The sequence below is a fragment of the Streptomyces sp. NPDC107528 genome (genome assembly GCF_055639295.1).
The window spans coordinates 23,716-37,601 of sequence record NZ_JBVKAV010000016.1; the positions used below are offsets into that span (position 1 = coordinate 23,716).

Annotated in this window: 12 protein-coding genes; 2 read left to right on the forward strand and 10 right to left on the reverse strand. The window is 70.1% G+C overall.

Features of this window, described 5'->3' with window-relative positions; all coding sequences use genetic code 11:
* Positions 1–66: 66 nt before the first annotated feature.
* From ACZ7L5_RS39670 to ACZ7L5_RS39685, 4 genes are all read right to left on the reverse strand, one after another.
* On the reverse strand, positions 67–813 hold the full coding sequence (locus tag ACZ7L5_RS39670) for a DUF6227 family protein (RefSeq protein WP_471523331.1): 747 nt from the start codon (positions 811–813) through the stop codon (positions 67–69).
* 178 nt (positions 814–991) lie between these two features.
* Positions 992–2,212 carry a L,D-transpeptidase gene (locus tag ACZ7L5_RS39675; RefSeq protein WP_471523333.1) on the reverse strand — a complete coding sequence of 407 codons (1,221 nt, stop codon included), beginning with the start codon at positions 2,210–2,212 and terminating at the stop codon, positions 992–994.
* Positions 2,213–2,404: 192 nt separating this feature from the next.
* Entirely contained in the window at positions 2,405–3,433 is a 1,029-nt protein-coding gene (locus ACZ7L5_RS39680; RefSeq protein WP_471523335.1) for a P1 family peptidase, read from the reverse strand.
* Between the two features lie 91 nt (positions 3,434–3,524).
* Positions 3,525–4,763: a low temperature requirement protein A gene (locus ACZ7L5_RS39685; protein ID WP_471523337.1), complete on the reverse strand. Its 1,239-nt coding sequence runs from the start codon at positions 4,761–4,763 to the stop codon at positions 3,525–3,527.
* A gap of 99 nt (positions 4,764–4,862) precedes the next feature.
* On the opposite strand from ACZ7L5_RS39685, the gene ACZ7L5_RS39690 reads away from it, so the two are divergent.
* Positions 4,863–5,048, forward strand: a complete 186-nt coding sequence (locus tag ACZ7L5_RS39690; protein WP_362384496.1) for a hypothetical protein — start codon at positions 4,863–4,865, stop codon at positions 5,046–5,048.
* Between the two features lie 4 nt (positions 5,049–5,052).
* Here the strand turns inward: ACZ7L5_RS39690 and mscL are convergent, their stop codons facing one another.
* The 6 genes from mscL to ACZ7L5_RS39720 form a co-directional block, all read right to left on the reverse strand.
* A complete protein-coding gene (mscL, locus tag ACZ7L5_RS39695) occupies positions 5,053–5,511 on the reverse strand; it encodes a large conductance mechanosensitive channel protein MscL (protein WP_471523340.1) in 459 nt (152 codons plus the stop codon).
* Between the two features lie 147 nt (positions 5,512–5,658).
* Positions 5,659–6,246, reverse strand: coding sequence for a hypothetical protein (locus ACZ7L5_RS39700; RefSeq protein WP_471523342.1), 588 nt, complete (start codon positions 6,244–6,246; stop codon positions 5,659–5,661).
* A 176-nt stretch (positions 6,247–6,422) separates the two neighbouring features.
* Entirely contained in the window at positions 6,423–7,265 is an 843-nt protein-coding gene (locus tag ACZ7L5_RS39705) for an S-methyl-5'-thioadenosine phosphorylase (protein WP_471523344.1), read from the reverse strand.
* Between the two features lie 76 nt (positions 7,266–7,341).
* Positions 7,342–7,659 (reverse strand): FmdB family zinc ribbon protein, encoded by a 318-nt coding sequence (locus ACZ7L5_RS39710; protein ID WP_471523346.1) that lies wholly within the window; start codon positions 7,657–7,659, stop codon positions 7,342–7,344.
* Between the two features lie 67 nt (positions 7,660–7,726).
* Positions 7,727–9,019, reverse strand: coding sequence for an MFS transporter (locus ACZ7L5_RS39715; protein WP_467479822.1), 1,293 nt, complete (start codon positions 9,017–9,019; stop codon positions 7,727–7,729).
* Positions 9,020–9,316: 297 nt separating this feature from the next.
* Positions 9,317–10,843 carry a potassium/proton antiporter gene (locus ACZ7L5_RS39720; RefSeq protein WP_471523348.1) on the reverse strand — a complete coding sequence of 509 codons (1,527 nt, stop codon included), beginning with the start codon at positions 10,841–10,843 and terminating at the stop codon, positions 9,317–9,319.
* A 228-nt stretch (positions 10,844–11,071) separates the two neighbouring features.
* Here ACZ7L5_RS39720 and ACZ7L5_RS39725 point away from each other — a divergent pair, with 228 nt between their 5' ends.
* A complete protein-coding gene (locus ACZ7L5_RS39725; protein WP_471523350.1) occupies positions 11,072–13,852 on the forward strand; it encodes a penicillin acylase family protein in 2,781 nt (926 codons plus the stop codon).
* The last annotated feature ends 34 nt before the right edge of the window (positions 13,853–13,886 follow it).

Here is a 13,886-nt window from a genome sequence, read left to right on the forward strand (position 1 = left end):
CACCCACTACGGCACCTGAGCCCGCCGTTCCCGGTGCCCGCGCCGCTCCCGCGGCCCCCGCACCCCCTACGGCACCTGCGCAGCCCGCCGTTCCATCGCGGCGCGCGCCGTGTCCTCGCTGGTGTACACCTCGCACATGTGACGGCCGTCGGGTGTCGCCGTGTGCTCGACCTCCCAGAGGGAGATTTCCTGCCCGTCGCGGAGCAGGAAGGCGTGCTCGTAGAGCGAGAAGCAGAGTCCGGGGCGGCCCGAGCGGCCGGGGCGGCCGAAGGCCTGGGTGATCTGGTGTGCGCACGCAGTGGTCAGCAGCGCGGCCGTGGCCGCGTCCGGCCGGTCCGGGTTCTCCGCGCGGCGCAGCAGCCGGCGCGCGTGGTCCGCCGAATCGTCCGGCACATACGCGTGCCGGGGCGCGGGGATCGGCGACAGCTGCACCGTCACGGGCAGCTCGAAGTCCGGCGCGTCCGGCGGCAGCGGCAGCCGCCCGGTCGCGGCGCGCAGCTCCTCCTCGTCGACGTACACCTCGTGCTGAGCGGCGCGGCCCCGCGCGGTGTTGTGGACGAGCTCCCACAGCGTGAGCGCCGACCCGTCGGCGAGCAGCCAGGTGTGCCGGTACGTCTCGCGATGCAGCCCCGCGCTGTGGTGCGCGGAGTGCAGCGAGCTGTCGTGAGCCAGCGCACAGTCAAGCCGCCGTATCGTCTCGTCGGGCAGCTCGAACGAGTTCAGGGCACGGCCGAGGAGTCGCGCGAGGTGCTCCTCCGGAGACTCCGGCGACTCGGGTGGTTCGTACGCTGCCGTCTCGTACGGAACGCTCAAGGTTTCTCCCGGCGTTGCTGCATGTCACCTTGTGGGTGCATACCGTAGCCCCTCGGTCGGACATCATGTCCGGGAACCGAGAAAACGTACGTCCGGTAAAACGCGAGGGCCGCGCGAGAAGTTCCCGCGCGGCCCGATGAACTGTCAAGAATCCCTGCTCGGACGGTACTTCAGGGGGTCAGGCAGCGCTGCCCGCGACCCACTCGTTCCACGACATGTTCCAGCCGTTGAGTCCGTTGTCCGGCGTCACGGTCTTGTCGGGGGAGTTCTTGACGATCACCACGTCACCGAGGATCGAGCTGTCGTAGAACCACTTGGCGGGGGTGTCCCCCTGCCCGCCCCTCATGTCCTGCAGACCGACGCAGCCGTGGCTGGTGCCCTGGCGGCCGAATGGCGGGTTGCCCTGGTTGTACCAGTAGTTGCCGTGCAGGAAGGTCCCCGACTGCGTCAGCCGCATCGCGTTCGGCACGTCCTTGATGTCGTACGCGTTGGCGAGATCGACCGTGCGGCTGTCCATGCGGACCTTCTTGTATTTCTCGGAGATCACCATCTGCCCGTTGTAGGTGGCGAACTCCGAGCTGCCCGCCGAGATCGGCACCGACTTGACCGTCTTGCCGTCGCGCACGACCGTCATCGTCTGCTTGCTGACGTCGACCGTGGAGACCTGCGAGCGACCGATGGTGAAGGTGACCGTCTTCCTCTGGACGCCGTAGACGCCGTTCGCGCCCTCGACGCCGTCCAGGTCGACCTTCATGGTGACCTTGGAGCCGGCCTTCCAGTACTCCTCGGGCCGGAAGTCGAGCCGCTGCCCGTTGAACCAGTGCCCGACCACCTTCTGGCCGCTGCTGGAGGTGACGGAGATGTGCGACTGCACGTCCTTCTGGTTGCTGATCGCCTTGTCGAAGTTGAACGACACCGGCATGCCGACGCCGACCGTGGTGCCGTCGTCGGGCGTGTACGTCCCGATGAAGCTGTTGTCCTTGGACACGGTCGTGAAGGTCGAGTCGGCCGCAGCACTGCGCCCGTCGGCGTCCTTCGCGGTGGCCGAAATCTGGTACTTCGTCCCCCGCTCCAGCTGCTCCTTCGGCTTCCAGCTGACCCCGTCGGCGCCCAGGGAGCCCGGTACGGCCTGCCCGCTCCCGGCCACCGTCATCTTCACCTCGGTCAGCTTGCCGTCGCTGACCTTGACGCCGGTCGAGTTGATCGACGCCCCTGTCGAGCCGTCCTTCGCCGAGATCGCGATCTGCGCTGCGGAAGTCCTGGACGAGTCACTGCCGCCCTTTCCGTCCTCGTGGTCGGCGTTGGCGCTCCCACCGCAGGCGGTGAGCGTCAGAGCGCCGATCATCAGGGCGGCACAGGCCCCCACTGCGCGCCGCGCTGCTATGTCCGGCGTAGTCACGAGATACTCCATCTTCATGCGATCTGCGGGATCCGTTCCGTTCCACGGTGGAAGAGGCCACCGCCACGGGACCGGGTTCCCAACGTGCGCCGTGAACGCCATCACGTGACACAACCGGGACAATCGCCCGCGGCGCCCGCACGGGAGGCTCCGTTACCGGTCCCCATTACCGGTCTCTCTTACCCCTGCCCGTCACCGTTCCCCGTACAACTCCCCGTACGACGGCCACACTCCACCCGGCCCGTCCACCGGCACAGCCGCCCGCACGGCCCGCACGATCGCCCGCGTCAGCGTGTCCGCGCCCGCCGCGAGAAGCTCGTTCAGCGCGAGGGGCCGCCCGGCGTCCAGCGGGCGTTCTCCGGTGGCCAGCACGAACACGGTGTCCCCGTCGCTGAGCAGATGCACCGGCCGTACGGCCCGTGCGATGCCGTCGTGCGCAGTGCCTGCCAGCTTCTGCGCCTGCGCCTTCGTCAGGTCCGCGTCGGTGGCGACCACGGCGAGCGTGGTGTTGAGCGGGGGCGGCGCGTTCTTCGCCGCGATGTCGGCGAGGCTCAGGCGCGCGGCCTCGTGGACGCTCTCCTCCGGGTAGTCCACGCGCCCCTGGAACAACTCCCCGTACAGGACCCCGGTTTCGGGATCCACGGCCGACCCCGCCGCGTTCGCCACCACCAGCGCGGCCACCGTGATCCCCGAGTCGAGGACGACGCTCGCGGTGCCGATCCCGCCCTTGATCGGACCCACCGTCGCCCCCGTGCCGGCGCCCACACAGCCCTCCCGCACCGGATCGCCGGGTTCGCTCGCCGCGGCCGCCTCGACCGCTGCCCGCCCGACGGCCGCGTCAGGCCTCGCCCGGAAGTCGCCGCCCCGCCCGAGATCGAAGACACAGGCTGCGGGGACCACCGGCACGACATGCGCCGGGTCCACCCCGACCCGCACCCCGCGCCGCTGCTCCTCCAGCCAGGCCATCACCCCGGACGCCGCGTCCAGCCCGTACGCGCTGCCCCCCGTCAGCACGATCGCCTCGACCTTCTGCACGAGGTTGCGCGGATCGAGGGCGTCCGTCTCCTTGGTGCCGGGACCGCCGCCGCGTACGTCCACGGCGGCGACGGCCCCGCCCTCTGGCGCCAGGACGACCGTGGTGCCGGTCAGCCAACCGTCGCCGGTGCGCGTCGCGTGCCCCACCCGCAGCCCGGCGACATCTGTCAGTGCGTCAACTGTCATGGGCCCAGTCTCGTCCAGCCACCGGTGCGGGCCCGTGAAGTCCGGCCAGACGGGGCCGGTGGGGCGCCCGGCGCCCGGCCGGCCTCACGTGTCAGGCGAGCGGCGTCTCCGCCGTCGCCCCGTACCCTCGGGCTGCCCTACGGGCCGTCAGCGTCTCCCCGGTCACCACCGCCAGCGCCGTGACGATGCCGGCCACGAGCACCGCCCAATCGCCCAGGAACGTGCAGCAGATCACCAGCAGCGCCGCGGTCGGCAGCACCAGCTGCTGGGAGATGCCCACCTTGAAGTAACGCGAGTGCAGCACCCAGACCGTCAGGAGATAGAGCGCCGTCGGCAGGGTCACCGCGGCCGACGCGGCCAGCGTCGAGATGTGCGCCTTGCCCACGGTCTGCTCCACCGCCACCTCCAGACCCGCGCCGATCGCGGCCGCCGACGCGAAGACCACGTAGTGGCCGTAGCCCCACAGGAACGCCTGTCTGTTGGAGCGCAGATGGCCGTGGATCGGCACCACGAAGTAGATCCACCAGGCGGCGAAGATGATCAGCAGCCCGCCCGCGGCGATCGGCAGCACGTCGCCCAGGGCGTCGTTCTCGTCGATGCCGGTCTTCACCGCCACCGTGGCCGCCGCGATGGTCTCGCCGAGCACGATGATCGTGAACAGCCCGTACCGCTCGGCGATGTGATGCGGGTGCCAGGACGTGGGGTGGTCCCGCTCCGCGAACGGAGGCACGCACATCTCCAGGATCGCCATCGCCAGGAACCACCAGGGCCGGACGTCCTCGGGCAGGACCACCAGGCCCACCCAGCCGATCTGACACAGCAGCACGCCGCCGGCGTACCGCAGGGCCATTCTCCGCTCCGGCCCCGAACTCGACCGGGCCACCCGCAGCCACTGCCCCACCAGGGCCAGCCGCATGATCACATAGCCGATCAGCACCGCCAGGTACTCGTGCTCCTCGAACGCCCGCGAGACACCGGCCGCCAGGACCAGCACACCGGCGATCTGGATCAGGGTGACGACCCGGTAGAGGATGTCGTCGTTGTCGTAGGCGGAGGCGAACCAGGTGAAGTTCATCCACGCCCACCAGATGGCGAAGAAGACCATCGCGTAGTCGAGGATCCCCTGGCCCGCGTGGCTCTCGGCGACCGCGTGCACCAACTGGATGCCCGCCTGGGCGATGGCCACGACGAAGCACAGGTCGAAGAAGAGCTCCAGCGGAGTGGCGACCCGGTGCTCCTCACCCCGGCCACGGGCGGTGAGCCTGCGCAGCGGGCGGCGGTGTCCGGGTGGGCGGGGAGAGCCCGACGCGGGAGTGGAACTGGACGTCATGAGGACAAGCACAGCAGATGGAGCGGGGAATTTCTCCCGTAGGAGATCACCCGTGTGCGAGGGAGGGGGTCATCGCCGCGCGGGCCGTACCCTGGGCGTATGAGCACCGCCCCTGCCGCCCCCGAGCCGCGCGAGCCGAAGCCCGCGCTGGTCTTCGACGATCCGCTGGACCAGCAGTCCTCGGACGACACGGACCGTGGGTGGGGCGAGCGGCCCGGTACCGGCGGCGACAGCGCGGCCGACCTGAAGCGCTTCCTCGACGAGAAGCCGCCCCACCACCTCTGAGCCCCTACTGCTGGTTGTGCCCCGAGCCGTGCTGGGCGACCAGCGCGTCGCGGATCTCCTTGAGCACCTCCAGCTCGGTCACCTCCATGACCTCCTGGGCGCCCTCCTTGGCCTTGCGGCGGGCCTCCACGCGGGCCAGGTACTTCGCCATGGGCAGGACCATCAGGAAGTAGACGACGGCCGCGGTGATCACGAAGCTGAGGGCCGCGCCGAGGACGGTCCCCCACAGGATCTGAATGCCCTGCTCGCCCTCGCACGTCGAGCTCAGGCACGAGCTGTAGTGATCGAGGTTCTTGGTGCCGATCGCTCCGACCAGCGGGTTGATGATCCCCTTCACCACCGCGTTGACGATGTTGGTGAACGCGGCGCCGATGACCACCGCTACCGCCAGATCGACGACGTTCCCGCGCATCAGGAAGGCCTTGAAGCCGTCCCAGATGCCCGGATCCTTCTTCTCGCTCACCGCGGAGCCTCTCCTCGCAGACGCAGGTTGTGGAACGAACAGCTCCGCAACCTACGTCAGGGCTGGGCCATCCTGTCCAATCAGTCCACCTGAACGAGCGACTTGACAGGGCGTCCAGCGTCATGCGCACGACATGTGCGACCCGGCTCAGCACAGTGTCACCGCCAGCCGTGCCGTAGCGCTCGCGCCCGCGAGGCGTGCCGCGGTGGAGCGCGGCACCGACAGCACGACCAGCGCCCCGCTCTCGCTCGCGGCGTCCAGCAGCTCCGGCACCTCGGTCACCCGCGCCCCGCGCGCGACCACCCGGGCGTCGCTGCCCGCCACGCTCTCCTCCGCGGCGATCACGTCGATCCGGTCGCCGGGCCGCAGCAGCCGCACGGTGGCACCGTCGGAGATCCGCACCGGCGCGGACACCGTCTCGACGGCACGCGCCCTTTCCGCGGCCCGGTGCTGGCGGACCGGCTCAGGAGCCGGATGCCCTCGCGCCCGGTCGGCCTCACCCGGGCCCGCCGCCACGAGCGCCGCCGCGGTGACCGCGAGCCCCGCCGCCACGGCCCGCCTGCGCTGTCGTACCAGACGGCGCAGCCGGTACCGCCCGCCGCGCACCCGCACCGGGGCGAAGTGCGGCACCTCGCGGCCGGCGGGCGCGTCCGTGCCCAGCGGGAGCGGAGCAGCGGGGAAGGGAGAAGGGGGAGAAGGGGAGAGCTGCGAACGGGGCGAGGGAGCAACGGACACGTGGACCACCACCTGCGACGACGGAACGGATTGTGAAGCCACGATGAGACATCGCGCCGCCGCCCGCCGGAGGCCGTGGACTACCGACCGGTTGTGGACAACTCCCTCGCCCGAAGGAGGAGTTCCGCCCTCCCGCCCACCCCCTGCGGTCGGGGTCCCCTGCGGCAGGAGCTCCCCTACGGCAGCTCGAACCCCGGATCCATCCCGCCCAGCGCCTTGGTGCACAGGCAGTCCCGCTCGTCGTTCGCCGGCAGCGCGGCCACCGCGTCGAACAGCACGCCCCGCAGCCGGTCCACGTTCGCCGCGAACACCCGCAGCACCTCGTCGTGGGAGACGCCCTCGCCGGTCTCGGCTCCCGCGTCCAGGTCGGTGACCAGCGTCAACGAGGTGTAGCAGAGCTCCAGTTCACGGGCGAGCGCCGCCTCGGGGTGGCCGGTCATGCCCACCACCGACCAGCCCTGCGCCTGGTGCCACAGCGATTCGGCACGGGTCGAGAAGCGGGGCCCCTCCACGACGACCAGCGTGCCGCCGTCCACCGGCTCCCAGTCCCGCCCCCGCGCCGCCTTCAGCGCGGCCGCACGTCCGGTGGGGCAGTAGGGGTCGGCCAGGGACACGTGCACCACGTTGGGGACGGCGCCGTCGGGCAGCGGCAGTCCGTCGAAGTACGTCCCCACCCGGGTCTTCGTACGGTCGACCAGCTGGTCCGGCACCAGCAGCGTGCCCGGTCCGTACTCGGGGCGCAGTCCGCCCACCGCGCACGGGCCGAGCACCTGGCGTGCGCCGAGCGAGCGCAGCGCCCACAGGTTGGCCCGGTAGTTGATCCGGTGCGGCGGCAGATGGTGGCCGCGTCCGTGACGGGGCAGGAAGGCGACCCGCCGGCCGGCGATCTCGCCGAGGAAGAGGGAGTCGCTGGGCGGCCCGTACGGGGTGTCCACCTGTATCTCGGTCACGTCGTCGAGGAACGAGTAGAAGCCGGAGCCGCCGATCACGCCGAGTTCCACGTTCGCCTTGTTCGCCATGCCCGCACCCTAACCGCACCCGCAAAGCCGAGGACCCCGTCGCCGGATGACGACAGGGTCCCGTAAGGAATGAGTCCTACGCGGCGGAGCTGCTGGAGGAGGTGCCGGCGCTCGACGGCTTCGAGTCCGAGGAGGACGAAGACGACGAGGAGGAGGACGAGTCGGACGAGGAGGACGTCGACGACTTCGACGACGCCGGCGAGCTGCTCGACGAGGAGCCGCGGCTGTCGTTCCGGTAGAAGCCGGATCCCTTGAAGACGATGCCGACCGCGGAGAACACCTTCTTGAGGCGGCCCTGGCAGTCGGGGCACTCGGTCAGGGCGTCGTCGGTGAACTTCTGCACCGCTTCGAGACCCTCGCCGCACTCGGTGCACTGGTACTGATAGGTGGGCACTGTCTTCCTCCTGGCACTCTCACTCGATGAGTGCTAACGACGGTCCATAGTGACGTATTCCAGCCGCTCAGTCCACTGCCACCGGCACGCGGTGACCCACGCCACGTGCGACCGTGCGGCTGCCGGACCGTGTCTCGAGCCGGGAGCGCAGTGCCACCAGGGTCGCCAGGGCCAGCAGGGTGCCGCCCATCGGCACCAGGAACCCGGCGCCGCCCCAGAAGCGGTCCTCCAGCTGACCGGCGACGGTCACGGCGGCGGCCTGGCCCAGCGCGACCGCACCCGTGAGCCAGGTGAAGGCCTCGGTGCGGGCGCCGGCCGGGACCAGGCTCTCGACCAGCGTGTAGCCGGTGATCAGCGCGGGTGCGATGCACATGCCGACGAGCAGACCGAGGCCGGCCAGGACCAGCACCGAGTGCGCGGCCCACAGGCCGGACGCGGTGAGCGCCAGGGCGGCGTATCCGACGAGGAGGCGGCGCTGCGGGGCCACCTTCCAGGCGATGGCTCCGCAGGCGATGCCGGAGAGCATGTTGCCCGCGGCGAAGGTGCCGTACAGGACGCCGTTCAGGCCGGGCTCGCCGATCGACTCGGAGAAGGCGGCCAGCGAGACCTGCATGCCGCCGAAGACGGAGCCGATGCCGAGGAAGGTCACGATCAGTACGCGCACGCCGGGGATGCGCAGCGCGGAAGCGTGCTCCACACGCGTGTGCCCTACGGCGGCGACCGAAGGCTGCGTGCTCTTCTGCGCAGCGAACAGCAGACCGCCGAGCAGCGTGAGCGAGGCCTCCGTGATCAGGCCCGCGGCCGGGTCGACGGCGGTGCACAGGGCGGTGGCCAACAGCGGGCCGACGACGAAGGTCAGCTCGTCGGTGACCGACTCGAAGGCGGCGGCCGTCGTCATCAGGGGGGAGCCCTGGAGCTTCACGCCCCAGCGGGCCCGCACCATGGGCCCGACCTGCGGCACCGAGGCGCCGGTGGGCACGGCGGCGACGAACAGGGCCCACAGGGGCGCGTCGGTCAGGGCGAGCGTCGTCAGGGTCAGGCCGGACAGGGTGTGCAGCAGGACGCCGGGGATCAGGACGGTGCGCTGGCCGTAGCGGTCGGCGAGGCGGCCGCTGTAGGGCGCGAACAGTGCCATGGAGACGCCGGTGACGGCTGCGGCGGCGCCCGCCACACCGTACGAACCCGTGGTGTGCTGCACGAGCAGCACGATGGAGATGGTCAGCATCGCGAAGGGCTGGCGGGCCGCGAAGCCGGGGAGCAGGAACGTCCAGGCGCCGCGGGTGCGCAGCAGCTGTCCGTATCCCGGGCGGGAGGAGGCGGGCGCGTCCTTCGACGGCTCGGTGGTGACCGTGGATGCCACGGCCCGTGCCTTTCTGCCACCTGGTAGCGCGGCCCCTACGGGTGGGGGGCGGCGCCGAGAGCTGTCCTCTTGCGCGGAACTGCGGTAGATGCCGGAACCCACTTGAGGAAGGACGTCCGGCCGCCATACGGTCGCGCCAGCTCTGCGTCAGGCAGAGTTGGTTCGATCTGGGTGCTCCTGCATAGTACAGGGGAAAGCGGCCGTTGATCCTGTGAAAATGAGCACTACGTAGCGCTCCACCTGCGATTGGGCAGGCCCTCTCCAGCCGTGCCTCAGGTCGCCCCTCGGGCCGCCCCCTCAGGTCGTGCCGTTCGTCCCCAGCCACCCGGCCAGCTTGCCCCCGGCGCCCACGGCGCGCAGTCGGCGCTCGGCGGCGTCCCGTACCGGGTCCGTGGCGACGACCAGCAGTTCGTCCCCGTGCCGCAGTACCGTGGTCGGCAGCGGAACGAACGATTTTCCCTCGCGGACGACGAGCGTGACGGCGGCCCCGGCCGGCAGCCGCAGCTCGTTGATCTCGACCCCGTGCATCTTCGAGCCGTCGGGGATCACGAAGGACAGCAGATGCCCGCGAAGCCGCTCCAGCGGCGCCGACTCGATGCCGAGGTCGTCGGCCTCGGGCCCCCTGCTCAGGTGCAGCTTGCGGGCCAGCCAGGGCAGGGTCGGACCCTGGACCAGGGTGTACACGACGACCAGGACGAAGACGATGTTGAAGATGCGGCGGCTGTCCTCGACGCCGCCGACCATGGGGATCGTGGCCAGGATGATGGGCACGGCGCCGCGCAGGCCGGCCCAGGACATCAGGGCCTGCTCCCGCCAGGCGACGCCGAAGGGCGTCAGGCACAGGACGACGCTCAGCGGGCGGGCCACCATGGTCAGCGCCAGCCCGATGACGAGCGCGGGCAGGATGTCGTCGCCCAGCTCGTGCGGGGTGACCAGGAGGCCGAGCAGGACGAACATGCCGATCTGTGCGATCCAGCCGACCCCGTCGGCGAACCCGCGCGTGGCCGGCCAGTGCGGCAGTCTCGCGTTGCCCATCACCATGGAGGCGAGATAGACGGCGAGGAACCCGCTGCCGTGCGCCATGGCGCCGGCCGCGTAGGCGGCGACGGCGATGGCCATGACGGCGATCGGGTAGAGACCGGAGGCCGGCAGCGCCACGTGCCGCAGGCCCCAGGAGCCCAGCCAGCCCACCGCGAGGCCGATGGCGGCGCCGATGGCCAGCTCCAGCAGTATCTCGCCCAGCAGCACGTACGAGTGTTCGATCGGGCCGTGTGTGGAGAAGGCGACCACCAGGATGACCACAGGGGCGTCGTTGAAGCCCGACTCGGCCTCCATGGTGCCGGTCACGCGCGAGGGCAGGGGAATCCGCCGGAGCACCGAGAAGACCGCGGCGGCGTCGGTCGAGGAGACGACCGCCCCGATGATCAGCGCCTGCCGCCACTCCAGCCCGACCAGGTAGTGCGCGGCCGCCGCCGTGACCCCGACGCTCACCGAGACCCCGGCCAGGGCCAGCGCGGTGGCGGCCGGAAGTGCCGGCTTGATCTCTTTCCACTTCGTGCCCAGACCGCCTTCGGCCAGGATCACGACCAGCGCCGCGTACCCGATGACCTGGGTCAGCTCGGCGTCGTTGAAGCTGATGCCGCCGATCCCGTCCTGGCCCATGAGGACGCCGATCCCCAGGTACACGAGCAGGCTGGGGAGCCCGCTGCGCGAGGAGATCCGGACCGCGGCGACGGCGACGAGCAGGACTAGCGAGCAGACGAGCAGGAGCTGGTTGAGGTCGTGGACAGTCAGCGGCCGTTCCCTTCCCTGGCTCGCACGCACGCGCGCGCGGGCTCATGTACATAGGACACGAAGTGGCGGTTCTCCGCACCCAACTACTTCGTTACCTTACCTAACTCTTGACGATTTCTTGACACTCGGGCAGGCATGATCGAACGTCCGTCCGCGCTGGTTCCCCACTCCGCGTCAAGGTGAAGCGGGCCCTGCGCCTATGGTTGCTCCAGCACTCCAGGACCGCCTGCCGCTCGCGTTAGGACAGCAAGGACAGCGATGCCCCCCAACACCACCGCCTCCACGGGTCAGCAGCCCGGCAAGTCCGGCAGGAAGAAGGGGCGCAGAGCCCGCCTGTTCGTCATCGTGCTGGTCCTGGCCGTCGTGGCGGGCGTCACCGGCGGGGCGTACTGGTCCATCAGCACCGTGCGCGCCTCCTTCCCGCAGACCAAGGGGTCGATAACGCTCGACGGGCTGTCCGGGCCCGTCGACGTGAAGCGCGACGGCTACGGCATCCCGCAGATCTACGCCTCCTCCGACGAGGACCTGTTCATGGCACAGGGTTTCGTCCAGGCGCAGGACCGGTTCTACGAGATGGACGTGCGCCGCCACATGACCTCCGGGCGCCTGTCGGAGATGTTCGGCAAGAGCCAGGTCGACAACGACGAGTTCCTGCGCACCCTGGGCTGGAACCGCGTGGCCGAGGAGGAGTACGAGAAGACGCTGTCCCCCTCCACCAAGAAGTACCTCCAGGCGTACGCCAAGGGAGTCAACGCCTACCTGGAGGGCAAGGCCAACAAGGACATCTCCCTGGAGTACGCGGCCCTCGGGTTCGCCAACGACTACAAGCCGCAGAAGTGGACCCCGGTCGACTCGATCGCCTGGCTGAAGGCGATGGCCTGGGACCTGCGCGGCAACATGCAGGACGAGATCGACCGCGCCCTGATGACCAGCCGCCTGGGCCCCAAGGAGATCCAGGACCTATACCCGGACTACCCCTACGGCCGGAACAAGACGATCGTCCAGGCGGGCCAGTACGACGAGGTCACCAAGACCTTCGAGCAGGGCTCCACGCCCGGCGCGGGCTCCTCCGCCGACAGCTCCACGAGCGGCACGGGCACGGCCGCCGGCTCGGACGGCGCCGGCCTGCAGAGCCAGCTGTCGGGCCTCCAGGACGCCCTGGACGATCTGCCGACCGCCGTCGGCGTGAACGGCAACGGCATCGGCTCCAACTCCTGGGTGGTCGGCGGGGAGTACACCATCACCGGCAAGCCGCTCCTGGCCAACGACCCGCACCTGTCGGCCTCGCTGCCGTCCGTCTGGTACCAGATGGGCCTGCACTGCCGCTCGGTCTCCAGCAAGTGCCAGTACGACGCCAGCGGCTACACCTTCGCGGGCATGCCCGGCGTGGTCATCGGCCACAACCAGAACATCTCCTGGGGCATGACGAACTCCGGTGTCGACGTCACCGACCTCTACCTGGAGAAGCTCTCCGGCGACGGTTACCTGTACGACGGCAAGACGCGACCGTTCACCAAGCGCGAGGAGACCATCAAGGTCGCCGGCGGTGCCCCCAAGAAGATCGTCGTCCGCGAAACCGGCAACGGACCGCTGCTGTCCGACCGCAGCAGCGAGCTGGTGAAGGCCGGCAAGAAGGCCACCGTCGACACCGCCGCCCCCGACCGCGGCGACGGCTACGGCATCTCGCTGCGCTGGACCGCGCTCCAGGCGGGCACCACCATGGACGCCGTCTTCGCCATGGACAAAGCGAAGAACTGGAACGACTTCCGCGCCGCGGGCGCCCTGTTCGACGTGCCCTCGCAGAACCTGATCTACGCCGACACCGAGGGCAACATCGGCTACACGCTGCCCGGCAAGATCCCCACCCGCCCGCAGGGCTACGACGGCTCCGTCCCCGCGCCCGGCTGGGACTCCAAGTCCCGCTGGACCGGCTACATCGACGACGACGAGCTGCCGTACGAGTACAACCCGTCCCGCGGCTACATCGTCACCGCCAACCAGGCGGTGGTCGACAAGGCCAAGTACCCCTACACGCTCACCACGGACTGGGGCTACGGCGCCCGCAGCCAGCGCATCACCGACCTGATCCAGTCGAAGATCGACGACGGCGGCAAGATCTCCACCGAAGACATGCGCCAGATGCAGCTCGACAACAGCAGCGAGATCGCCAAGCTGCTGGTGCCCAAGCTGCTGAAGATCGACATCGACGACAAGACGGTCCGGGACGCGGACGACGTTCGCGAGGCACAGGAACTCCTCGAGGGCTGGGACTACACCCAGGACGCCGACTCGGCGGCCGCCGCCTACTTCAACTCGGTCTGGCGCAACATCCTCAAGCTCGCCTTCGGCAACAAGCTGCCCATGGAGCTGCGGGTCAAGGGCCAGTGTCTATGGGTCGACCCGGTCAACACCACCGGGCCCGCGGACGACGCGAAAAAGGTCCGTGAGTGCGGTGAGCGCGACGCCGACCAGGCGCAGCCGGACGGCGGCGACCGCTGGTTCGAGGTCGTGCGCAGCCTCATGGACGACGAGAAGAGCGACTGGTGGACGACGCCGAAGAACGGCACCCGCCCCGCGGCCACCGACCGTGACGGCCTGTTCAAGCGCGCCATGATCGACGCCCGCTGGGAGCTGACCGCCAAGCTCGGCAAGGACATCGACACCTGGAGCTGGGGCCGGCTGCACCGTCTGTTCCTGAAGAACCAGACACTCGGCACCGACGGCCCCGGGTTCCTCCAGTACGCCCTCAACCGCGGCCCCTGGAAGCTCAGCGGCGGCGAGGCCACGGTCAACGCCAGCGGCTGGAACGCGGCCGGCGGCTACGGCGTGGTCTGGGTGCCGTCGATGCGGATGGTGGTCAACCTCGGCGACCTCGACAAGTCGAAGTGGATCAACCTCACCGGTGCCTCCGGGCACGCCTACAACGCCCACTACACCGACCAGACGGACAAGTGGGCCGACGGCGAACTGCTCGACTGGTCCTTCTCGAACGACGCCGTCGACGAGAGCACGAGCGACACCCTGGTGCTCAAGCCGTGACCCGCTGACGGCGCACGGCCGAAGGCGAACGCCG

Excerpts from the sequence above, each read along its gene's own strand:
- ACZ7L5_RS39705 (WP_471523344.1), bottom strand. The coding sequence starts at position 7,265 with ATGGCGAACAAGGCGAACGTGGAACTCGGCGTGATCGGCGGCTCCGGC.
- ACZ7L5_RS39690 (WP_362384496.1), top strand. The coding sequence starts at position 4,863 with ATGAGCACCGCCCCTGCCGCCCCCGAGCCGCGCGAGCCGAAGCCCGCG.
- ACZ7L5_RS39685 (WP_471523337.1), bottom strand. The coding sequence starts at position 4,763 with ATGACGTCCAGTTCCACTCCCGCGTCGGGCTCTCCCCGCCCACCCGGA.
- ACZ7L5_RS39725 (WP_471523350.1), top strand. The coding sequence starts at position 11,072 with ATGCCCCCCAACACCACCGCCTCCACGGGTCAGCAGCCCGGCAAGTCC.
- ACZ7L5_RS39680 (WP_471523335.1), bottom strand. The coding sequence starts at position 3,433 with ATGACAGTTGACGCACTGACAGATGTCGCCGGGCTGCGGGTGGGGCAC.